General features: G+C 40.6%; 20 protein-coding genes. 14 read left to right on the plus strand and 6 right to left on the minus strand.

All coding sequences use genetic code 11. The features are described 5' to 3' along the window. The first annotated feature begins 90 nt into the window (after window positions 1-90). Entirely contained in the window at window positions 91-1,197 is a 1,107-nt protein-coding gene (locus ACQKMH_RS22870) for an ABC transporter permease (protein WP_427589782.1), read from the plus strand. Next, window positions 1,194-1,871 carry an ABC transporter ATP-binding protein gene (locus ACQKMH_RS22875; RefSeq protein ID WP_427589670.1) on the plus strand — a complete coding sequence of 226 codons (678 nt, stop codon included), beginning with the start codon at window positions 1,194-1,196 and terminating at the stop codon, window positions 1,869-1,871. The genes ACQKMH_RS22870 and ACQKMH_RS22875 overlap by 4 nt, the downstream gene beginning before the upstream one ends. Window positions 1,872-2,056: 185 nt before the next feature. Here the strand turns inward: ACQKMH_RS22875 and bioC are convergent, their stop codons facing one another. From bioC to bioF, 3 genes are read right to left on the minus strand one after another with little or no spacing between them, the layout of a single operon-like run. Next, the gene (gene bioC / locus ACQKMH_RS22880; RefSeq protein ID WP_427589671.1) at window positions 2,057-2,878 is read right to left on the minus strand and encodes a malonyl-ACP O-methyltransferase BioC; all 822 of its coding nucleotides are present in this window, start codon (window positions 2,876-2,878) and stop codon (window positions 2,057-2,059) included. Then, complete coding sequence (locus ACQKMH_RS22885; protein WP_427589672.1) at window positions 2,871-3,617, minus strand: alpha/beta fold hydrolase; 747 nt, start codon at window positions 3,615-3,617, stop codon at window positions 2,871-2,873. Before ACQKMH_RS22885 ends, bioC begins: the two co-directional genes overlap by 8 nt. Continuing rightward, window positions 3,614-4,810: an 8-amino-7-oxononanoate synthase gene (gene bioF / locus ACQKMH_RS22890; protein WP_427589673.1), complete on the minus strand. Its 1,197-nt coding sequence runs from the start codon at window positions 4,808-4,810 to the stop codon at window positions 3,614-3,616. The genes ACQKMH_RS22885 and bioF overlap by 4 nt, the downstream gene beginning before the upstream one ends. 416 nt (window positions 4,811-5,226) lie before the next feature. On the opposite strand from bioF, the gene ACQKMH_RS22895 reads away from it, so the two are divergent. From ACQKMH_RS22895 to ACQKMH_RS22940, 10 genes are all read left to right on the plus strand, one after another. Next, the gene (locus tag ACQKMH_RS22895) at window positions 5,227-6,066 is read left to right on the plus strand and encodes a YitT family protein (RefSeq protein ID WP_427589674.1); all 840 of its coding nucleotides are present in this window, start codon (window positions 5,227-5,229) and stop codon (window positions 6,064-6,066) included. Between the two features lie 164 nt (window positions 6,067-6,230). Continuing rightward, the gene (locus tag ACQKMH_RS22900) at window positions 6,231-6,416 is read left to right on the plus strand and encodes a hypothetical protein (protein WP_230160929.1); all 186 of its coding nucleotides are present in this window, start codon (window positions 6,231-6,233) and stop codon (window positions 6,414-6,416) included. 371 nt (window positions 6,417-6,787) lie between these two features. Continuing rightward, window positions 6,788-8,080 carry an ABC transporter substrate-binding protein gene (locus ACQKMH_RS22905; protein ID WP_427589675.1) on the plus strand — a complete coding sequence of 431 codons (1,293 nt, stop codon included), beginning with the start codon at window positions 6,788-6,790 and terminating at the stop codon, window positions 8,078-8,080. 138 nt (window positions 8,081-8,218) lie between these two features. Beyond that, window positions 8,219-9,079 carry a carbohydrate ABC transporter permease gene (locus ACQKMH_RS22910; RefSeq protein WP_377358483.1) on the plus strand — a complete coding sequence of 287 codons (861 nt, stop codon included), beginning with the start codon at window positions 8,219-8,221 and terminating at the stop codon, window positions 9,077-9,079. Beyond that, window positions 9,079-9,897, plus strand: coding sequence for a carbohydrate ABC transporter permease (locus ACQKMH_RS22915; protein ID WP_427589783.1), 819 nt, complete (start codon window positions 9,079-9,081; stop codon window positions 9,895-9,897). The genes ACQKMH_RS22910 and ACQKMH_RS22915 overlap by 1 nt, the downstream gene beginning before the upstream one ends. A gap of 53 nt (window positions 9,898-9,950) precedes the next feature. Continuing rightward, on the plus strand, window positions 9,951-10,985 hold the full coding sequence (locus ACQKMH_RS22920; protein WP_427589676.1) for a LacI family DNA-binding transcriptional regulator: 1,035 nt from the start codon (window positions 9,951-9,953) through the stop codon (window positions 10,983-10,985). A gap of 231 nt (window positions 10,986-11,216) precedes the next feature. Further along, window positions 11,217-11,948 (plus strand): ThuA domain-containing protein, encoded by a 732-nt coding sequence (locus tag ACQKMH_RS22925; RefSeq protein ID WP_427589677.1) that lies wholly within the window; start codon window positions 11,217-11,219, stop codon window positions 11,946-11,948. Window positions 11,949-11,961: 13 nt separating this feature from the next. Continuing rightward, on the plus strand, window positions 11,962-12,984 hold the full coding sequence (locus ACQKMH_RS22930) for a Gfo/Idh/MocA family protein (RefSeq protein ID WP_427589678.1): 1,023 nt from the start codon (window positions 11,962-11,964) through the stop codon (window positions 12,982-12,984). Window positions 12,985-13,001: 17 nt separating this feature from the next. After that, a complete protein-coding gene (locus ACQKMH_RS22935) occupies window positions 13,002-14,042 on the plus strand; it encodes a Gfo/Idh/MocA family protein (RefSeq protein ID WP_427589679.1) in 1,041 nt (346 codons plus the stop codon). Between the two features lie 26 nt (window positions 14,043-14,068). Continuing rightward, complete coding sequence (locus tag ACQKMH_RS22940) at window positions 14,069-15,037, plus strand: sugar phosphate isomerase/epimerase family protein (RefSeq protein WP_427589680.1); 969 nt, start codon at window positions 14,069-14,071, stop codon at window positions 15,035-15,037. A 153-nt stretch (window positions 15,038-15,190) separates the two neighbouring features. Here the strand turns inward: ACQKMH_RS22940 and rluF are convergent, their stop codons facing one another. The 3 genes from rluF to ACQKMH_RS22955 form a co-directional block, all read right to left on the minus strand. Continuing rightward, window positions 15,191-15,898 carry a 23S rRNA pseudouridine(2604) synthase RluF gene (gene rluF, locus ACQKMH_RS22945; protein ID WP_427589681.1) on the minus strand — a complete coding sequence of 236 codons (708 nt, stop codon included), beginning with the start codon at window positions 15,896-15,898 and terminating at the stop codon, window positions 15,191-15,193. Between the two features lie 101 nt (window positions 15,899-15,999). After that, on the minus strand, window positions 16,000-16,908 hold the full coding sequence (locus ACQKMH_RS22950; protein ID WP_427589682.1) for a DMT family transporter: 909 nt from the start codon (window positions 16,906-16,908) through the stop codon (window positions 16,000-16,002). A gap of 193 nt (window positions 16,909-17,101) precedes the next feature. Further along, window positions 17,102-18,034, minus strand: coding sequence for an aldo/keto reductase (locus ACQKMH_RS22955; RefSeq protein ID WP_427589683.1), 933 nt, complete (start codon window positions 18,032-18,034; stop codon window positions 17,102-17,104). Between the two features lie 424 nt (window positions 18,035-18,458). Here ACQKMH_RS22955 and ACQKMH_RS22960 point away from each other — a divergent pair, with 424 nt between their 5' ends. Together ACQKMH_RS22960 and ACQKMH_RS22965 are read left to right on the plus strand one after the other, a co-directional pair. Then, window positions 18,459-18,632: a hypothetical protein gene (locus tag ACQKMH_RS22960; RefSeq protein WP_164468807.1), complete on the plus strand. Its 174-nt coding sequence runs from the start codon at window positions 18,459-18,461 to the stop codon at window positions 18,630-18,632. Between the two features lie 466 nt (window positions 18,633-19,098). Next, entirely contained in the window at window positions 19,099-21,840 is a 2,742-nt protein-coding gene (locus ACQKMH_RS22965) for a GTPase domain-containing protein (protein ID WP_427589684.1), read from the plus strand. Window positions 21,841-21,850: the final 10 nt, after the last annotated feature.

Below are 21,850 nucleotides of genomic sequence, written 5' to 3' on the forward strand. Positions count from 1 at the left end.
ATCTTCCATTCATATTGATTGTTTACAATCGGGTCATACCGAATCAAGTAGGACTTGGATCGGCAAACAAAAGGAATGGGAGATGAAATGATGTTTTTGGCAATACGTGAACTAAAGCATTCAAAGTTACGTTATCTGCTGATTGGACTGATCATGGTATTGGTCGCTTTGCTTGTCTTTATCATTTCAGGATTAGCTAATGGACTTTCTTCGGATAATGCTTCATCCATACAAAACATGAATGCCGACTATTTCGTAATGGAGCACGACTCCAAAAATAAATTGAACCGATCGATCATATCCATGGAGAAGCTGGATGAAATCCGGGCTTCAGCGGATGTTAAAGCAGCCGAAGGTCTGGGGCAAATGATGATCACATTGAATAAAATCGGCTCATCAGAGAAGACGGATGTCACCATTTTTGCGACCGATGCAAGTGGTATTTTAGCACCGAAGGTCATTGAAGGAACGAACTATGACAATGAGAAACAAGGTGAAGTCGTAGCAGATCGTTCTTTAAAAGAAGTGGGTTATAAATTGGGTGATTCACTAAAAGATGACCCATCAGGTAAGGTTTTCACCATTGTTGGTTTTACAGAAAAGCAGTCTTACAGCCACTCACCGGTAATTTACATGAACGTTAAGGGGTGGCAGGAGATTAATCCTGCATTGAAAAATCAAGAGAAAGATTCAATCAGCACAATAGCCTTGCAAATGGATTCGAAGGCAGAAGAAAATGTACGTGAATCATTGCCTGAAGGACTAACGCTCATTTCGAAAGAAGAATCACTTCAGAGTATACCAGGCTACAAAGAGGAACAGGGTACGTTGACGATGATGATTGCCTTCTTGTTTGTCATCGCAGCTTTCGTTTTGGCTGTATTCTTTTATGTGATTACCTTGCAGAAGACGAATCAATTTGGAGTCCTTAAAGCACTCGGGGCCAATACGGGCTACCTGGCAAAAAGTATCGTTGGTCAAGTAATGCTGCTTGCCGTGACATGCATAGCCATCAGTGTTGCCCTGACATATGGCGTCACTTTAATCATGCCAGAAGGAATGCCATTTGAATTGAGTACCGATTTGGTCATTAAATATTCCGTGTTACTTTTGGTTGTATCCGTATTGGGCTCGCTGCTTTCACTATACCGAGTAGCGAAGATAGATGCGATCGAAGCAATTGGGAGGGTATCATGATGGGGGATAAACTATTATTTGAAAACGTCAGTAAGATTTATGGGGAAGGCGATAATAAGGTGACAGCCCTTGATAATATTTCCCTGAATGTGAGAGCGGGGGAGTTCGTCGCCATCGTGGGTCCTTCAGGTTCAGGAAAAAGTACTTTTCTTTCGATAGCAGGTGCATTACTATCTCCGAGCAAAGGTCGCTTACTGCTGAATGATGAGGATATTACAACACTATCCCCAAAGGAATTGACTAGAGTTCGCCTTGAAAAGATCGGGTTTGTATTCCAATCATCGAATCTTGTGCCATATCTCACCGTACGAGATCAGCTTCTGCTACTTTCTGAACTGATTGGCAAGCGGGATAAAAAAACAATGAAAAAAGCGGACGAATTGCTTAGCCACCTTGGACTTGGACATCGGGCAGATCACTTGCCGGATGCACTGTCGGGCGGTGAGCGGCAGCGTGTAGCCATCGCCCGTTCGCTGATGAATGATCCAGAAATCATTTTAGCGGATGAACCAACCGCAAGTCTTGATTCCAAAAGAGGCAGGGATGTTGTTGAAATGCTTGCACATGAGGTGAAGTCAAGAAATAAAGCGGCCATCATGGTAACGCACGATGAAAGAATGTTAGATTTATGTGATCGAGTGGTCAATATTACAGATGGCAAGGTATTTGGATGAGTTATACGTAAAACACACTCTCTTAATAACTGGTAAATAGGCCGCCGTTTCTCCAAAGGAATTAGGAGAGGCGGCGGCCTGAATCGCGCTTGAATTGAACTTGGTTAATCGAAAGGAAGCAGCTGAAATTCGTTACTTACGGCCTTGTATATACTTTGAATGTATCCCAGACGGTTATCTTCGTATTAGTCATGTTTTTTTATCTTAAAGAACAAACAGTGATAGGTTGCTTTCACACCTGATTCATTTCGATATTCTTTGTCATATATGTTGATTAACTCTCGAAAAAAGGAAGGGCGCTGGCAGTAGTTTTCTTTGTTGCTGTTAGCTGCACCAATCTTTTTAATTGAAGTGAAAAATTCACGTACTGTCTGAAAGAACTCCAGTTCAAGTTTTTCCATTTTTGTTATCTCTAATGGAAATGCTTTCGAAGAATGGATTGCTTCTTCACAAACTTTGGATAATTCATCTAGAGCATAAAACATTTGGCCTGGTGAACTATCAATGGCAAGTTGAAGCTTTGCTTTCGCATGTTCATAGGACATATGTAGTTCTTGAAAGGTTTTATTTCCAAACGTTGAAAATATCAGGCTTCCTTCAGGCGTTAATCGTGTTAACAATTTTTCAAGGGTTGCAGGAAGATTATTCAGCCATTGAAACGTTGCATTAGAAATAATCAAATCGTAATTTTCATTAGGCGACATTTCCTCAATATCCGCACATAAAAAAGTAACCCCGACTTCCTTTGTCATGTTTTTTGCGACTTCAACCATTCCTGGTGCCAAATCAACAGCCGTAATCGCAGCATTAGGAAATGTTTTAACGAGTAGCCGGGTTAAGTAACCAGTGCCGCAGCCAATTTCAAGAATGTTAATTTTTTGATTGCTGTTTTTTTGAGGAAGTAAATCAACTAATTGTTTCGCCATGCTTTTTTGAACATTGGCATATGCATCATATGTTTTCGCATGTTCACTGAACCGCTTACTTAACAATCGTTTATCAATCATGAACGTACTCCTTTTGAATAAATGTTTTCATAAGCTGCACACATTCCTCGGGTTTTGTGAAAAATGGAATATGACCCGCACCTTCCATAATATGAAACTCGGCTTTCTCGCCCAGATTCTCTTTAATGAAAGATGAGGCTTCGAGTGAACAAATTTTATCTTCCCTCCCATGAATCAATAAAAGGGGGGAATCAATCTGTTTGAGCTTTACTCTAACGTCTTTCTGAAGTAAATAATCCAAACCTAAAAGAAGCGAAAACACATCATCTCCATGAAACTCGCGTTGAATTGTCGCGGTAAATTGATGATAAAAACCTTCTTCTTTTTCAGATTCGGAAAACATTGCTTCATAAAAAGAAGTCAAAGTCTTCTCTTTATTACGCTGCAGTTGTTTCTTCATGCGCTCGACAATGCGGGGATCCCAGCCAAATAAATAGTTTTCACTTGTGGTAAATCGGCTTGTAGCCCCAATTAGTATAAATCCTTTTATTTTTTCTCGATACGAACTTGCCAGTTCAAGTGATAATAGAGATCCTAATGACCAGCCAAGTAAAATAACAGGACCGTCAATGGAAGCGAATACGTCCATGACTCGTTCTTCAAAGTCATTTAGTGTTTTCATATCTCTCCATTCTATAAATGAAAGATGAAATGCTTCAGAAAGAGGTTTGAATAACGGTTGGAACGCTCCTTTTTCCATTCCCCAGCCAGGAAGCATGACTAAATTCAGTTGTGTCATTCAATAACACCCATTTCTTTTCCAATAATCGAAACTTTTTCAATGGCCCAATCAAGATCTTTTTTATCGTGGAGTGCTGTTACGGTAAACCGGATTCTCGCCTCATTTTCAGGAACGGTAGGCGGTCTGACAGCAATACCTGCAATTCCTTCTTTCTGCAAACGTGTGGCAAACCCCATCGCTTTTTCGTTTTCCCCGATGACGATAGGAACAATTTGTGATTGGCTGCCACAAATATTAAAGCCGTAATTTGTGAGTTCTTTTCTAAAGTACTCTGAATGTGTTTGGAGCAGTGTACGGCGTTCTGGTTCCTCTTGCACAAGTTCAATCGCTGTTTTTATGCTACTGAGAATGGCCGGCGGGAGTGCAGTTGAATAAATGAATCCACGCATGCGATTTTTTAAATAGTCGATAAGCCACTTTTTCCCGACAACATAAGCCCCGAATGAACCGAGAGCTTTACTAAAAGTACCCATTTGAATATCTACTTTATTTTGAAGGCCGAGATGATTGGCATAACCTTCACCATTTTTTCCATAGATGCCGCTTCCGTGTGCTTCATCTGTCATTAATATTGCGTTATAGCGTTCTTTTAACCAGACAAGGTCTTCTAGAAAAGCAAAGTCACCGTCCATGCTGAAGACAGTATCCGTTACGATTAACTTATTTGCTTCAATTGAAGAATTTTTTAATAATGCTTCTAAATGAGTTAAATCATTATGTCGATAGCGCTTATGCTTCGCACGGCTCAAAAGAGCTCCATCGACAATGCTTGCATGATTCAGTTTATCGCTAAAAATAAAATCGTTACGAGACAGCAGGGTGGAGATAATTCCTAGGTTTGCAGTATAACCACTGTTGATAATTAGTCCTGCCTCGGCGTTCTTCCAATTGACAAGCGCTTGTTCTGCTTGCTCGTAAAGGGGATGGTTACCAATAATTAAACGAGACGCTGTTGCTCCTGCACCATATGCATGTACTGCATCAATCATAGCCTTTTTCAATCGTTCATCTCCGGCATATCCTAAATAGTTATTCGAAGCAAGATTTAACATCCTACGCCCGTCAATCATGAGCCATGGCTGCTCGGCAAAATTTGTTGTAACGAGCTGCCGTTTTTGAGATATCTCTTCTAAGTAAGCCAGTTCAGTCTTAATTTTTTTTTCCAAGGGTAATTGTTCTTCACTGTGCATAGCCATTCTCCTTTTATTATATGTTAACCATAATTTAATTAGGTTGACATATAAAGTATCTAATCATGACTCTATGAAACTGTCAAGCTTTGACAAGGAACGGGACAAATAGGTGATATTGGTCACTATAATCCATAAATCAGGGAAAACTCGAGGGACGAAAGAAGACAACTATCCTCTGCGTGCTGGTTGGTTCTATTAAACCATCCGGCTATAAATAGGATTACTCTTTAGCCATTATCGGAAAAAAGCTAGTGACGAATTTGAATACCGTTGTTTTAGGCATCTTCTTGGGAGAGTCTTTTTATAATTCCTGCAAATCTTTGAAGGAATAAGTGGAATTCCATGTTACTATAGAGCAGTGAAATTACCCTATTTCCTTTCACATTAACAATACTTAAAGGCAGGTAATAATTATGAAAAAGATTTCTTTAGATGTTTTCTTTATATTAATAGGAGCTTTTATTTTCGCTTTGGCAATAAATCTTTTTGTTATTCCTAATGAACTCGGTGAGGGAGGAGTCACTGGGATAACGATTATTTTATTTTATCTTTTTGAATGGTCACCAGGGCTGTTAAGCTTGATCATTAATGCTTTCCTGCTTATTGTCGGCTATAAATATTTGTCGAAAATGACCACGATTTATACAATCGTTGCCGTTGCATTCAATTCGCTTTTCCTCCATTTAACCGAAAGTTGGAGTATATCTTCAAATGAATTGGTCATCAATGCGATATTTGGAGGGGTTTTTGCCGGCGCAGGTATTGGGATAATCATTCGAGTTGGTGGTACGACAGCCGGTACAACAATCCTAGCCCGAATTACGAATAAATATTTGGGATGGAGCTTAAGTTATGGACTTCTGTTTTTCGATTTAATCGTTGCGCTCTCATCTTATTTCATCATTGGTGCAGAAGGTCTCATGCTTACGATCCTTATGCTTTATATTGGAACGAAAACGATGGAGTTCATCATTGAGGGTTTGAATCCGAAAAAAGCGATTACCATCATATCAAAAGAAGCGGATCAGATTGCAAAACAAGTAACCGTATTGATGGACCGAGGGGTCACTGTTTTTAGCGGTCATGGATACTATACGAAAGAATCCAAGGAAATTTTATATATTGTTATAAGCAAGCAGGAGGTACTCAAGTTAAAAAGAATTGTGAAGTCAACGGATAGCAATGCTTTTATAGCCATTCATGATGTTCGGGACGTATTTGGTGAGGGATTCCTGGATATTTCGAAGTCATGATGTGATTTATCAGATGCCGGATTGATTTAGTAAATGAAGAAGCCTATGGGCTTTTTTATTTTGCATAGTGAAAAAAATCTGTTAATTCAGAATAATTTGTTATATTATGTAAGTGAGATACCACACCCTGAGGAGTGCAGCCATTAAATATGGAGGTGTCCAAGATGATCCTTTTAAAAGTGGATGATAGAAAGTTTGGGAAAAGTAATATCAAGTACAGTGTAGTCGATAAAGAAACGGATGAATTGATCATTAGCGGTGTGTTTGAAGAGTTTGGACAAGCAAGCGATAAATATTACGAATTGAAGGATGAATATGGTTCATCCAATGTGAAGATGGTATTGAAATGAAAAGAGGGGGACCGTGGGGTTTCCCTCTTTTCGTTCGTAACTTTTGGAATGAAAAAAGGCCAGTACGATAAATTTATTTTTATGATCGGATATAGGAATAATAAAAGGTTTCTGAATCATATAATTAGGTTGAGAAGGTTCTTAATAACCTTTTTTTACAATATACTACAATTTTATTGTAAAGTTTGGAATTTGGTGGTAATATTAAGCCCATAAATGTAAACGTTTGCAAGAACTTTTGGTGAGGAGGTGATGTAAAAGAGAAGGAATAGACTATGAATATGAGAGATAGAAAGCTTTTATTTTATTATTTTATGCAAACGTTTTCTTAAAATTGCATGAATCTTATGAAAAAGGGAGAGTCGGTAGGCATGAAGCGTAAAAAATGGTACGGGGGAATGTTTTCTGTTTTATTAATTTTTAGTGTTATTTTGGCTGGATGCTCTTCTTCTACTGGTGGAGACGGCGACTCTAAGGATAAAGTGACGCTGGATATATTTCAATTCAAGGTAGAATTCAAGTCGCAATTCGAGACTTTGGCAAAACAATATGAAAAAGAAAATCCGGATGTGAAGATCAAGGTATCGACAGTCGGAGGTGGAAATGATTATAAATCAGCCATTACGGCAAAGTTTGCATCCGGTGAGGAACCAGCGGTTTTTAACATTGGCGGACCTGTTGATGTTAAACAATATAAAGATAGATTATTAGATTTAAAGGACACGAAGGCAGCGAAATCTGCACTTGATGGTACTTTGGATGGCGTGGAAGAGGACGGGCAAGTACTTGGACTTCCTTTTAACCAAGAGGGCTACGGTTTGATTTATAACAAACGGATTTTTAAAGAAGCCGGAATCAATCCTGAAGAAATTACTAGTTATTCAGCTCTAGAAGCGGCCGTCAAGAAAATGGATTCACAGAAAGGTAAATTGAAAATCGATGCAGTATTCGCTTATCCGGTTAAGGAGAAGTGGGTGACAGGAAACCATTTATCCAATGTGTTTTTAGCTCCCGAGTTTGATGGGAATGTGTTAGAAGCAAGTAAGTCTCCAACGGTTAAATTTACTGATGGTGATAAGTTTAAGCAATTGGTCGATATCCAAAATAAATATTCCGTCCAGCCGACAGCAAGTCTTGATTACTCGCAACAAGTGGAAGAGCTGTTCTCACTTGAAAAGGTTGCTATCATTCAGCAAGGTAACTGGGTGTATAACACAGTGTATGATATGGATCCTGAGTTAGCTGAAAAAGGCATCGGCATCATCCCAATTCCTAATGGAGAAACTGCTACAGGCATGCCAGTCGGCGTACCGAACTATTGGGCAGTAAATAAGAAATCGGATGAAAAGGTACAGGAAGAAGCGAAGAAGTTCCTCGACTGGCTGTATACATCTGAAGAAGGAAAAAAAGCTGTTTTGGAAGATTTTAAATTCATTCCTGCTTATGAAGGATACGATGTAGAAAAAATTGCCGATCCAATTTCAAAAGAAATTTATAAGTACTCCCAGGAAGGAAACACGACTGGCTGGGTATTTAATGGATATCCGGTTGGTTGGAACGATGATCTTGGAGCAAGTGTCCAAAAATATGTAACTGGTAAGTTGACATGGGAGGAACTTGTTCAACAAAATATTGAAAATTGGGAAAAGATTCATAGCAAATAATTGTTCGGAATGGAAAATGACCAATCGTCATGAAAAGTGTGTCGATTGGTTGTTCCTTATTAGAAGAAATTTGCCAGGGTAATTGCTGTTAAACACGTTTTCCACTAAATTATATTTTTCAAAAGGAGGTCGGTTTCGTTGAGAAATCGGGATGCCGCATATTGGCTGTTTTTGACACCTGTTCTTGCTGCACTCATTTTGGTGGTGATCATACCACTCATCTATGGCTTTTATTATTCCTTTACGAATTGGAACGGTCTTGGAACTCCAGACTTTATCGGACTTAAGAATTATTTGGACTTGTTTACGGATAAAGGGTTCCTCGATACGTTTTGGTTCACCATTAAATTTTCCGTAGCTGCCATTGTGGTAATCAATATCATCGGATTAAGTTTGGCTCTTATCGTGACATCAAAAATTAAATCAAGCAACATACTGCGTACGGTTTTCTTTATGCCCAATTTAATTGGCGGTTTGATTCTCGGTTTTATTTGGCAGTTCATTTTCATTAAGGTCTTCGGTGCAATTGGTGATTTAACAGGCATAGAAGCATTTAATGGATGGTTATCAACGACGGATACAGGTTTTTGGGGATTGATCATCTTAACGTCTTGGCAAATGGCCGGATATATCATGATCATCTATATTGCTTATTTGCAGGCTGTTCCAGAAGACTTGATAGAAGCAGCAAAAATTGATGGCGCCAACAGCTTTCAGCGTTTTCGTCATATTACCTTTCCGCTTGTGGCACCGGCTTTCACCGTCAGTTTGTTTTTAACGTTGTCCCACTCGTTCAAGATCTATGATCAAAATCTTTCTTTAACGAACGGAGCTCCCTATAATTCAACTGAAATGGTCGCGATGAACATCGTAAAATCCGCTTTTACCGAAAATGATATGGCATATGCGCAGGCAAAAGCCGTTATATTTTTCGTCATTGTGGCGGTAGTATCACTAACGCAAGTGTATATCAATAAGAAACGGGAGGTTGAGCTGTGATGAGGGACAAATGGAAATTGTGGCTGATTGGATTCATCGGATTCATTTTGGCTATATTATGGCTCACTCCGTTTTATTTAATGATTGTCAATGCTTTCAAAATGAAGCGGGATATATTTGCCGATACATTGGGACTGCCTGAAACCTGGACTTTCGAAAACTTCATTCAAGCGTTCGAGCAATTGGATTTCCTCCGGACTTTATTCAATTCTTTATTGATATCGGGTGTGAGTGTAGTCATCATCATCATCTTTTCTGCGATGGCAGCATATGCTCTTTCACGAAACAAAAGTAAAATAAGTTCCTTGCTTTTCTTTGTGTTTGTGGCAGCCATGTTGATTCCGTTTCAGTCTGTAATGATACCTCTTGTTGCCCAATTCGGACAGCTTGGCATGCTGAACAAGGCCGGACTGATTTTCATGTATTTAGGCTTTGGCTGCAGTCTTTCCATTTTCCTATACCATGGAACCTTAAAAGGGATACCCATCTCGTTAGATGAGGCGGCAAAAATTGATGGTGCTAACCGGTTTCAAGTATTTTGGTATATCATCTTTCCATTACTAAAACCGATGTCCATTACAGTGGGGATCTTAAATGTCATTTGGATTTGGAATGACTACTTGCTGCCATCCCTTGTTATTGGTGGCGCGGGATCTGAAACCATTCCGCTTAAATTATTCTTCTTCTTCGGGCAATATACGAAACAATGGCATCTAGCCTTGGCTGGACTTACTTTATCCATCATTCCAGTCATCATTGCGTATTTTTTTGCTCAAAGGCAAATTATCAAAGGAATTGCAGATGGAGCCGTTAAATAACTATTTAAATATAGGGAATATTAAACCATGTGCGGTAAAAGAGGGTGATGAATATGTCTGTTACAATAAAGGACGTTGCCAAAAAAGCGAATGTCGCTCCATCAACGGTATCGCGTGTAATCCATAACAGCCCGACAATCAGTGAAAAGACAAAGCGTAAGGTTCGCAAGGTATTGAAGGAAATGGGCTATCATATGAACGAAAATGCCCGGAATTTAGTCACGAAATCCACTAAGGCCATTGGAATCGTCATGAAAAGTTCAGCAAGGGAATCGCTTTACAATCCCTTTTTTCCAGAAGTGATCCGAGGCATCGGGGATTTTTGTAATAAAGAGGGATACAGTCTTTCTCTGACAACCGGTGAAACAGAGGATGCCATCTTTGAGGATGTAGTGAAAATGGTCCAGGGCAGAAGAGTGGATGGAATGATTGTTTTGTACTCGAAAAAGGACGATAAAGTGGTGCCGTATTTATTAAAGCACGGCTTTCCATTTGTTTTGATAGGGAAGCCAAGTACGAACATGAACGGCATCACATTCATTGATAACGATAATGTTCAAGCCGCCAGGGAATTAGCGGAGTTTGTAATCAGTCTTGGACATCAGCGAATCGCCTTTTTAGGAGGCAGTCCTGAGTTCGAGGTGATTTCTGACCGCTTGACGGGGTTTCAACAAGCGATGGAACAGGCCGGGGTTGAGGTGCCTCAGGAATATATCAAATTAATCCCTTTAAATCGAACAGATGGAATAAAGGCCATTGACGATTTGCTGGAATTAAGGGAGGCCCCGACCGCTTTTTTGGTTATGGATCTATTATTGGGTGTTCTTTTGCTTGGAGTGTTAGCGGAAAAGAACTTGAAAGTACCACAGCAGATAAGTGTCGTCTGTTTTAATCATTCAGAATTCATAGAGTTCTTAAGTACGCCGCTGACAACCGTTGATATCCACACGTATCAGTTAGGGTATGAGGCTGCAAAATGCGTATTCGATTTAATTGCAAATCCCGAAATGATGGAAAAAAGCATTATGATCCCTACCAAAATCATCAAGCGGGAGTCGCATTTTGCTGTTAAAAAGGAAATTAAATGAAAATTGTAGAAATGTTTTACTATTTAAAGCTTGATTTTTGCTAGCATAAATTTACAATAAGGATTATCACTATTCTTTTTAAACATTCATACTTTTTGAAGTCATAAGTATGTTCTTATAACCGACTGGAATTTGATCATTCCTAACGCAAACGTTTGCGTTAAGGATAAAGAGGTATTAGTTAAATATACAGAGCAAGTAGCCTACAAATTCATATGGAGGAGATTGTTCATGAGGGTTCTAGTATGGAATGAGTTTCGCCACGAGAAAAAAAAACCTGAGGTTGCCGAATTATATCCAGAAGGAATCCATGGGGCCATTGCCGGCTTTTTACAAAGTGAAAAGGTTGTGGTGAAGACGGCCACTCTCGACGAAGAAGAGCATGGGCTGACGGAAGAAGTACTGAAAGAAACCGATGTACTTCTTTGGTGGGGTCATGTCGCACATGATGAAGTTCAGGATGAAATCGTTACAAGGGTTCACAAGCGAGTACTCGAGGGAATGGGTCTCATCGTCCTCCATTCTGGTCATTTCTCAAAAATCTTCAAACAATTAATGGGCACGACTTGCGATTTAAAATGGCGGGTGGCGGATGAAAAGGAACGGCTCTGGGTTGTCGATCCCAGTCACCCGATCGTTGAAGGAATCGGAGAATATATAGAGCTTGAAAGGGAAGAGATGTACGGGGAACATTTCGATATCCCTGCACCAGATCAATTATTATTCGTCAGTTGGTTTGAAGGCGGTGAGATATTCAGAAGCGGTTGCACGTATCAACGGGGAAAAGGAAGGATTTTCTATTTCCGTCCCGGTCATGAAACATATCCTACTTACCATAATCCGGAGATACAACGGGTAATCAAGAATGCAGTTGATTGGGTCAAGCCGGGATTCGGCATGGTAACGACGAACTATGGGAAAGCAGAACCGATGGAATCCATCTCAGGCAAAGAGTTGAAGTGAAGGAGAGAGCAGAATGGGCAAATTGAAGGTAGGAGTCATTGGATGCGGGAGCATTGCAAAAAATAGGCATTTTCCGGAGTATGATGCACATCAGGAAACAGAGATCATTGCTGTATGTGATATTGTGTCAGACCGGGCGAATGCAGCAGCACAAAGGTATGGAGCGCAAGCATATACTGATTATATAGAACTTTTGAAGAATGAGGAGATTGAAGCGATCAGTGTATGTACACCGAATTACTTGCATGCACGCATCACAATTGCGGCCTTGGAAGCAGGTAAGCACGTACTTTGTGAAAAACCAATGGCTACTTCTTTAGATGACGCTGAAAAAATGAATGAAGCCGCAGTGAAAAGCGGTAAAATCTTGATGATTGGTCATAATCAGCGTTTTGTTCCCTCGCATCAAAAAGCGAAACAGCTTATTGAGAGTGGAGAGCTAGGAAAGGTCTATAGCTTCCGGACGGCCTTTGGGCACTCCGGACCAGAAACCTGGAGCATAGACGGACGGGAAAGCTGGTTTTTTAAAAAGGATCAGGCAGTCATTGGTGCAATGGGTGATTTAGGCGTTCATAAAGCTGATTTGTTAAGGTATATCCTGGGAGAAGAATTTGTTGAAGTGGGAGCCTTTGTGGAAACGACTGCCAAGAAGAATACAGACGTTGATGATAGTGCAGCCTGTATCCTCCGAACGGAGAGCGGTATCATTGGTACTCTTACCGCCAGCTGGTCTTATGCAAAAGAAGACAATGCGACGGTCATTTATGCGGAAAAAGCCGTATTGCGCCTTGAAGACGATCCAAAATACTCTCTGATCATCCATCATGATCATGGAAAGACAGAAACCATCCAATTAGGAAGCATCCAGACAAATGACTCTGATGGACAGCATGATTCCGAAGTGATCAGCCACTTTGTAAAATGTGTGGTGGACAATGAGGAGCCTCTTGTCTCAGGAGTTGAAGGATTAAAATCATTAAAAGTCATTCTAGGCGCGATGGAATCAAATGCATCCCGAAAAATCATCCGCTTATAAAGGGGTTAATAATCATCATGTACAAATTAAAAATGGGTATTATCGGTGCTGGCGGAATTGCCCAAAAAAGGCATATTCCAGCTTTTCAAAAATTTCAAGATAAGGTTGTTTTATACGCCATCCAGGATATAGATGAACTGAAGGCAAGAGAAGTTGCACGTGAATTTCATATCGAGAAGGTTTTCACCAATTATGAAGAGATGTTTGCAGAAGTGGATGCTGTTACGATTGCAACGCCAAACAAGTTCCATGCGGAGATTTCCATTGCTGCGCTGCAAGCGGGTGTACATGTACTATGCGAAAAGCCAATGGCCATTACAACTGAGGAATGTAAGGCAATAACCGAGGCTGCAAACCTTTCGGGTAAAGTGCTATCGACTGCGTATCATTACCGCTTCATGAAGGAAGCACAGGCTGCAAAGAAAATGATTCAGGCGGGTGAAATCGGTGAGCCTTATGTAGCGCGTGTACAGGCAATCAGACGCCGAAAAGTCCCTGGATGGGGAGTGTTTACAAGTAAGGAATTGCAAGGCGGCGGAAGCGTAATCGATTACGGCTGCCATTTGCTTGATTTGGCTTTATGGCTGATGGATGATCCAGAACCGATTGAAATCGTAGGTTCGACATATAATTATGTCAGTAAGGGTGTCGATCAGGTCAATCTATGGGGTAATTTCGATGCTTCGGTATTTGAAGTGGATGATCATGCCACCGCATATATCAAATTCGCCAATGGAGCCTCTTTATTATTCGAAACATCCTGGGCCGCGAATATCCGTGAAGAAGCAACGGTTTTGAGTTTATCCGGAACGCAGGGCGGACTTGATGTGTTCCCATTAGTCTTGAATCAGGCTAAGCACGGCATGCTTTTAAATAGTGAGGCAGTATGGATGCCAGGGGAGGATACACCAGACCTGCAACAAGCAGAGAACTTTATTAATAGCTGCCTAGGGTTGGCAGAACCATTGGTAAAACCATCGGAGGCCATGAAAGTTTCGAAAATAATCGAAGCCATTTATCAAAGCTCTGCAAGTGGGAAGGTCATGAGTATAAATTAAAGAAAAGAAAAGGTGAGGTGGGGCTTGTGAAATTAGGAGTATTTACAGTGTTATTCGCTCAAAAATCGTTCGAGGATATGCTTGATTATGTGGCTGATTCTGGTTTAAAAACAGTTGAAATCGGTACAGGCGGGTATCCAGGCAATATCCACTGTCCACTCGATGAACTGCTGGAAAGCGAAGAAAAACGCCAAAAATACTTGGAATCCGTTCAATCAAGAGGATTGACAATCAGTGCATTCAGTTGCCATGGCAATCCAATCTCTCCAGATGAAGCATTCGCTAAAGAAAGTGACGAAACACTCATTAAAACAATCAAGCTTGCATCCTTACTGAAGGTCCCGGTCGTCAATACCTTTTCCGGGACAGCTGGTGATCATGAAGGAGCTAAATATCCAAACTGGCCTGTCGCCCCATGGCCGAATGAGTATACAGAAGTGCTTAAATGGCAATGGGAGGAAAAATTGATTCCTTATTGGAAAAACGTAGCGACCATTGCTGATGAACACAATATAAAAATTGGACTTGAACTGCACGGGGGCTTTCTCGTTCACACACCCTACACCTTGCTGAAACTGCGGGAAGCTACATCGGATGCAATAGGCGCTAACCTTGATCCAAGCCATCTTTGGTGGCAGGGGATCGAGCCGGTCGGAGCCATTAAGATTCTAGGGAAAGCGGGAGCAATCTACCACTTCCATGCTAAAGACACATATCTGGACCAGGATAACATCAATATGTATGGACTGACCGACATGCAGCCATATGGAAATATCCAAAGCCGTGCCTGGAACTTTCGCTCAGTAGGATGCGGCCACAGCCTGCAAGAGTGGTCCGACATCATGAGCGCCCTTCGCACATACGGTTATGATTACGTCGTCAGCATCGAACACGAAGATCCGCTGATGTCAGTTGAAGAAGGATTCCAACGGGCAGTAACCAATTTGAAAACAGTCCTCATCAACGAAAGCCCGACTGACTTATGGTGGGTATAATATAGCCGATAACGAGCAGCCTATTGAAGGTTGCTTTTTATTTTTGGTATTTACACATGAAATCGTTGAATTCACAAGTAAAAGTGCAAAACTCACGAGTAAAGCATAATGATTGCAAAAAAGATGCCCCCTATATAGGGGGCATCTCATTAATCATCTCTGCCTAGGGTTATAATTCAATTCCGTAAATAGTTCCGTCAATTCATCCTCGGTCAGATCGCGCCATTGTCCGAGTGCCAGTCCGTCCAAATGGATGTTCATGATCCGGATTCGGTGCAAATCACGGACTTCATAACCTAGCGCGGAGCACATGCGGCGAATTTGTCTGTTCAGACCTTGCATCAAAGTGATGTTAAAAGTATATTTGCTCAGCTGCTTAACCTTGCAAGGAAGTGTTTTCGTATCCAGAATCTCCACGCCGGATGACATGTCTTGAATGAAAGAGGCGGTGAGTGGCTTATCCACTGTTACGATATATTCCTTTTCATGCTTGTTCTCTGCGCGCAGGATTTCATTTACGATATCACCATCATTAGTAAGCAAAATCAGACCGCTTGAGTCTTTGTCCAGCCGGCCGATATGAAAAATTCGAAGCGGATGATTTACAAAATCAACAATATTTCCTTTAATATGTTTTTCCGTCGTACTAGTGATCCCGATTGGTTTATTCAGGGCAATATATACATTTTGCTGCTCCACTTTTATCGGCTTACCATCTACACGAACATCATCGCCGGGTTCAGCTTGACTGCCAAGCTCAGCTAAAGTGCCATTAATCGTCACACGGCCCTCGGCTATCCATTTATCTGCGCCTCGTCTCGAGGTAATTCCGGATTCACTGATATATTTATTGATCCTCAACTAAAGCACACCTTTACATTCAGATTTTCTTCTTTAAAGGATAACGTAAATCATGCTGCATAGACAAGGGGAAAAGACAAGAAAGCCGTCGGTGATAGATTTCAGGACATTTTTTTCATGGTCTTCGTGACTGCAGGATATTCCTTTTTCTTTTTACTTGTCAGATAGACGCCAGTGAAGACAAGGAGACCGCCCAGGATTTGGACAATGGTAATCGATTGACCTAGAATTAAACTTAGAATGGCTGTAAAGACAGCAATCAAATTCAGAAAAATTCCAGCCTGGCTTGCATTGATGTGACGAAGGGAAATATTCCAGAAAATAAAGGAACCGACGGACGGGAAGATTCCAATATATAAGAGACCTATGATCGCTTGACTGCTTAAATCAAGGTTCAGTCCAGAGCCAATGGCAAATGGAGCGATGAGAATCAATCCGAGAAATACAGAAACGGCTGTGGCTGAAATGATCGGAATGCTTTTCAATTTTTTGCCGATTATCGAATAGAAGGTCCAAACGAGAATCGCCAGAATCATCAATAGGTCGCCTTTATTATAAGTGAGTTGAAAAATTTCCAGAAGATGGCCCTTCGTTAACACCAATAAAACGCCGAATAAAGAAATGATAAGACCGAGTGCATGATAGGATGTAATTTTCTCCTTTAACAGTAAGGCGGAAAAAAGTACAATCAAGGCTGGGTTAATGGAATTGACAAGGGCTGCATTCATGGAAGTTGTATAGGTCAAAGCCCAATAAAGGAAGAAATTATAACAAATGATACCGAGTACACCCATGACTAATAGTAATTTCCAGGCTTTCCATACACTCCTCCATTGTGGTTTCTCAATCCATTGTGCTAGAGGGAATAATAAGAAAACGGCAATTAACCATCGGATGAATGTTAGTTGAATCGGGGAAAGCTCGGTCACAACGTATTTTCCGAAAATGTAATTACCGGCCCAGAACAAATTGGCCAATATTAGAAATAAGATGATAGTGGATTTTTTCATGAGGCAGCCTCTTTCTTAATTGATGGAATATTCACTAAATATAGCAAAGTTGAGGAACGTAAGCAAACTACTAAAGGAAGACGTTGAATGTTAATGAGCCTTTGGGTTAGCACATTTAAAAAATGGTCGAGGATGACATAAAAAAAGGAAAAGGCTGTTCAACTAGAGATGAACAGCCTTTTCCTATCTACTTTTAAGCGAAAATGGCACTGATTTCAGCGATTTCATCCATGGTTAGGTGGACATCCAATGCTTTTAAGTTGCGTGTGACTTGTTCTGGCTTTTTCGCTCCGGGAATCAGGACATCTATCGAGTGTCGAGTTAAGTACCAAGCTAGCACCACATCGGCGACATCGGCATTCTTCCTGTCGGCGATCGCTCTTACTTCTTCCACTTTTTGCAGGTTGCTTACGAAGGCCTGTCCTTGGAAAAGCGGACTTTTTGCACGGCCGTCCTCGAATGTGGACGCTTGATTATATTTGCCGCCAAGCAGGCCAGAAGCAAGGGGGAAGTAGGGAATGAAGGAGATATTATTTTCGGCCGTATATGGCAGTAAGTCTTGTTCTGCCTCCCGTTTGAATAGATTGTATTCGGATTGCAAGACATCGACATAGCCGTCATTATTTGCTTCTTTTAATTGCTCGAATGAAAAGTTGGAAACACCGATTGACTTGATTTTACCTGCATCTTTCAATTCCTTTAAGGCACCTACCGCTTCATCCTTTGGTGTATCTTCATCAGGGAAATGGATGTAGAATAAATCGATGTAATCGGTTTGAAGTCTTTTTAGACTTGAGTCCACTGCGTCTTTCAAAAAAGCGGGAGAGTTATCAAAGACGATATTGCCATCAACGACTTTATGGGCTCCTTTAGTGGCAAGGATTATATCCTCACGTTTGCCGGTTTCTTTTAGGATTTCACCGATAAGTTCTTCGGAACGCTCAGGACCGTAAATGAAAGCTGTATCCCAAAAGTTAATTCCCTGTTCCAATGCCGTTCTTAAAACATCTCTTCCTGTATCCTCGCTTAGATTAGGGAATAGATTATGTCCGCCAATGGCATTCGTGCCAAGGCCAATCGGATTTACATACAGATCTGTTTTACCAATACGGGTTTGCTTAGACATATTACTTATCATCTCCTTTAACCACATCATAACAAAAAGTGGAAGGTGTTTTCCAAAATAAAGCAATGCAGGACATGCAAAAAGTAAGCAGATGATCTGTAAAATTAGGGTTTCTGAATCGACGGCTGAGGAATGTCAGGACAATCGTTAATGGAAAAGCCATCACAAGGAATGGTAAAGCTACTTTGAAAAATTTGATTTCTGCCCATGAAAGAATGAAACCGACGATTATTACAATCAGAATGACGATTAGTCAATATAATTTATCATTATTCCTTTTTAAGGAGCAGGAAATTAGTCCCCTGTTGACGAAACTTCCTTTATCCAGGGTGTTTTTTGAAAGGGAATCGGATATAACTCCCTATTATCTTTCTAACCGCAACTATATTATAATAGAAGGCAGAACACTAAAGGAGACAACAGTATGTCTGAAAATAAAAAGTTAAGCCTGGCGGATGCAGTCAAACAAAAACTGGCTCAAAAGCAAGCAGGATCAAGTAAAGATAAATTGGAAACGGGCGTTGTGAAGAAAACGAAACAGCTTAAAAGCCAGTTGACCAAAAAGCCGAATAACCAACGTAAGCGTACAGGGGTATAATCCTAATTTGTCAAAGGACAATGACTGTTCGGAGCTTATCAGAGAGCAGTTACCTTTTTTGAATGAGGGTACTGCTTTTTTATATGAACGCAAAGATGGGGATTTAGTAATGGACGAGGTAGATAGTTAACGGGCTGGCTTCTGGTAATTTAGAGGTGTAAAGAATGGTGCGCTCACCTCTATCTGATATGGGTAAAAGAAGAAAAAACATATTTTCTCGAATATGGAAATGACATCTCTGTATCGGTTTATTAAAAACATTACAGTTTCATTTGTTTCTGTTTTAAAATTGTAAGAGTGGTGAAATGTTGTTACCATATTGTTTTGCTAAAATAACATTTTAAGGTTTTGTAAATGATTTTTTAACTAAAGGAACCTATAGATTGAACGTTAGGTCTATTAGAAGGCTTATAGAATCAGTGATTATCCTTTAATTGAAAATATGAAATATATCGGGGGAATAAAGATGGACGAACGTCTGATCGGAAAAAAATATTATGAAACGATGATTGAGGATTCCAGGAAGCACCCCATTCAAGCTTTGGGTGAAATGTTTCTCGTGGAACAAAAAAAGGAAAGAGCAGATTTAACGGCAATTCGATTTGCTCAGGGTGAAGTATATTTTCAGCACCACGACTATGAAGCAGCCATTTTTAAATGGGAAAACATAGAAGGGGAACTTGGTTCATGGGCGAAGAAAAACATCGCTGATGCTTATTTTGAACTGGAAATGTATTCAACCGCAGAGGATATCTATAAATCCGTCGATACGAATGAAACGGTCTTGAAAACAGAGGTTCTTTTACAACTGTTTTCACTGTACATAGTAGAATCCAGAAATGATCTGGCTTCCAAAGTGGTGAAAGAAGCAGTCGAGTTTCAACCGGACTACCCGAATGTCACGGAAATTGCACGCGCCTTTTTTGAAGAACAAAAGGATTGGAACAGTGCGGTGGTATTGGCGGCGAATGAAAGTATCCGTACAGAATCAATGGGCTGGTTCGATGTGCTGAAAACGTATATCCAGCAGGGGGTTGCCCAATCGATGGATCCGGATTATTTTTCAACGGTCCTAGGCTCGCTATACACACTCGACCAGGGTCGTTTCGAAAAGGTGACGGTTGCCCTTTGGAAAAATTATAAATATACGGATTCTTATTTCGAATGGCTAAGAGTGATTAATAACTTGATAGATACCATCGAATTAAACAACGCAGATGTATGGGATGAGCTATCCGTCTATTATCGGGATGCATATGCAGGTCTGCTGGAAGGAACGCACCTAATCAAAGATTTAAGTCCTGTCGTACCAAGGTTACTGGAAAACTGGCTGAAAATCGCAGATGGGGAGCTATCGCTGTTTGCAGCGGCATCCGCGTTGTCCTGGAATGAAATCTTCCCGGATACGATCAATGCGCTGGTCATTCAGGATGCAGAAAGTCTGTTGGTGAAATCCCCTAAATTGGGAGGCGGACTGGAAGCGGGGGAAAAACTATTCAATTCCATTATCCAGTGGGCTGATGAGAATGATTTAAGGGTTGGCAATAAGCTTAATTGGATGGTCGAAGGTCTTAAGGATACCGGAAATTTCAATCTTCTACTTGTGGGAAGTACAGGAAATGGCAAGACATCCTTTATTCAGTCAATAGTTGGGGAGAGTATTGCTGCCGAAGATCATTCGTCCCTAGTAAGTGTCAAAGACGGGGATGACTTGGAAATCCTCGAAATTACCGATACAGATCGCAAAGCTGTCATGGAGTTAACTGAATTGGATGAAACACGCCGTCAGCGCGGGACGATTGTCGATGTTACCCTTATTAGTGATTACCTCAGAAATAATCGTCTGCGATTATTGGATACACCGGGGTTCAATGGCGAAATAAGCGTGGAATCCGACTTCCAAAGCTATTTGCATGGCAGTGATGGCCTGATGTTCGTTCTAGATGCCCGGGCGCCATTCACCGGAAGTGAACGGGACCTGTTATTGGAAATTCAAATGATGGCCCCGAAACTTCCGATTCATTTCTTATTAAATAAAATGGATACGATATACAGTGATCAAGTCGCAGTTCGAATGGAAGACGAAACATGGGATAAAGTGAATGCATACTTCCCGAATGCGAAAGTATTCGCCTTCTCCAAACTTTATGACAGCAAGCAGCAATTGAAGGACCTTTCAGTTTTCCTTCAATCGAATTATCAAGATGATAATTGGAAAGAAAAAAGGTCTGAAAAAATCCTTGCTTTCATTCGTAAAACATTATCTAACCTGTTAGAAAAACGGGCAGCTAATGAGCGTAAATGTGAGCACTCCATTTCTTGGAATGAACAGATGGAAATCAAACTAAATGGAGCGGTCAACCAACTGGCTGATTTGGAAAAAGAAAAAAGTGAGAATATCATAAGGTCATATCGTTCGCTTAAAGATGAAGTGAAAAATCAACTTTATTCCAAAATTCCTGAATTACTGAGGGATTGTTCTAAATCGTTAACCGAAAGCAGTGATTTCAGTCAGGTCCATATACAGTTAAACCAGGAAATGAATGAGCGGATCCAAGCATTCATATCTGATAAAATCATGCCGCAGTATTACCGTTCCCTTCAAGATTGGATTGCCAGTTCCCAAATGGAATTCGCACAAAGCCAACAATTTATGGATGAGATGAGTGCTGGTTTCAATGAATTATACAAAGAAGAACGAATTACGCTTGCAGGTGACTTCAGAGTATTGGATGACTGGCGTCGTGATGCCGATCGGATGACAAGCAGTATCCGCATCGATGACGTTAATATCCTTATGCGCAGGACTCCATCACAATTGCTGCTTAAAGGAGCAGGAAAGCTGTTTGGGGCGATACCGCAAAATAAAGCCAATATGTACAATCGTTATAAGAAATACCTGGAAAGTGAAGATTACCTGGATGTTGCTGAGATGATCACTGAACGTTTCCTTACCCAATTCGGGTTGTTTGAAAAATCCCTGGATCGTGACATTGCACTTTTCTATCGCAGTTCATTTGCCTTACTTCAAAAAACAATTGAACAAACGCAGACTGAAATTAAAGACTACCAGGCAGCATTGGAGCATATGAAAGAAAATCCGGAAGTTTACCGTGATCCAATCACTTTGTTTGAAGTGAAATTACGTCAGTTGGAGAGACTTGAAAAAATTGAGAAAAAACGTCTAGCCCAACTGCAAAGAAAATAAAAAATAAACA

The organism is Peribacillus sp. NPDC097895 (assembly GCF_050277555.1).
In the GTDB taxonomy this organism is placed as follows: domain Bacteria; phylum Bacillota; class Bacilli; order Bacillales; family DSM-1321; genus Peribacillus.

What these genes read in the sequence shown, in the direction of transcription:
- ACQKMH_RS22870 (WP_427589782.1), top strand. Translation starts at nt 91, where the DNA reads ATGTTTTTGGCAATACGTGAACTAAAGCATTCAAAGTTACGTTATCTG.
- ACQKMH_RS22875 (WP_427589670.1), top strand. Translation starts at nt 1,194, where the DNA reads ATGATGGGGGATAAACTATTATTTGAAAACGTCAGTAAGATTTATGGG.
- bioC (WP_427589671.1), bottom strand. Translation starts at nt 2,878, where the DNA reads ATGATTGATAAACGATTGTTAAGTAAGCGGTTCAGTGAACATGCGAAA.
- ACQKMH_RS22885 (WP_427589672.1), bottom strand. Translation starts at nt 3,617, where the DNA reads ATGACACAACTGAATTTAGTCATGCTTCCTGGCTGGGGAATGGAAAAA.
- bioF (WP_427589673.1), bottom strand. Translation starts at nt 4,810, where the DNA reads ATGCACAGTGAAGAACAATTACCCTTGGAAAAAAAAATTAAGACTGAA.
- ACQKMH_RS22895 (WP_427589674.1), top strand. Translation starts at nt 5,227, where the DNA reads ATGAAAAAGATTTCTTTAGATGTTTTCTTTATATTAATAGGAGCTTTT.
- ACQKMH_RS22900 (WP_230160929.1), top strand. Translation starts at nt 6,231, where the DNA reads ATGATCCTTTTAAAAGTGGATGATAGAAAGTTTGGGAAAAGTAATATC.
- ACQKMH_RS22905 (WP_427589675.1), top strand. Translation starts at nt 6,788, where the DNA reads ATGAAGCGTAAAAAATGGTACGGGGGAATGTTTTCTGTTTTATTAATT.
- ACQKMH_RS22915 (WP_427589783.1), top strand. Translation starts at nt 9,079, where the DNA reads ATGAGGGACAAATGGAAATTGTGGCTGATTGGATTCATCGGATTCATT.
- ACQKMH_RS22920 (WP_427589676.1), top strand. Translation starts at nt 9,951, where the DNA reads ATGTCTGTTACAATAAAGGACGTTGCCAAAAAAGCGAATGTCGCTCCA.
- ACQKMH_RS22925 (WP_427589677.1), top strand. Translation starts at nt 11,217, where the DNA reads ATGAGGGTTCTAGTATGGAATGAGTTTCGCCACGAGAAAAAAAAACCT.
- ACQKMH_RS22930 (WP_427589678.1), top strand. Translation starts at nt 11,962, where the DNA reads ATGGGCAAATTGAAGGTAGGAGTCATTGGATGCGGGAGCATTGCAAAA.
- ACQKMH_RS22935 (WP_427589679.1), top strand. Translation starts at nt 13,002, where the DNA reads ATGTACAAATTAAAAATGGGTATTATCGGTGCTGGCGGAATTGCCCAA.
- ACQKMH_RS22950 (WP_427589682.1), bottom strand. Translation starts at nt 16,908, where the DNA reads ATGAAAAAATCCACTATCATCTTATTTCTAATATTGGCCAATTTGTTC.
- ACQKMH_RS22955 (WP_427589683.1), bottom strand. Translation starts at nt 18,034, where the DNA reads ATGTCTAAGCAAACCCGTATTGGTAAAACAGATCTGTATGTAAATCCG.
- ACQKMH_RS22960 (WP_164468807.1), top strand. Translation starts at nt 18,459, where the DNA reads ATGTCTGAAAATAAAAAGTTAAGCCTGGCGGATGCAGTCAAACAAAAA.
- ACQKMH_RS22965 (WP_427589684.1), top strand. Translation starts at nt 19,099, where the DNA reads ATGGACGAACGTCTGATCGGAAAAAAATATTATGAAACGATGATTGAG.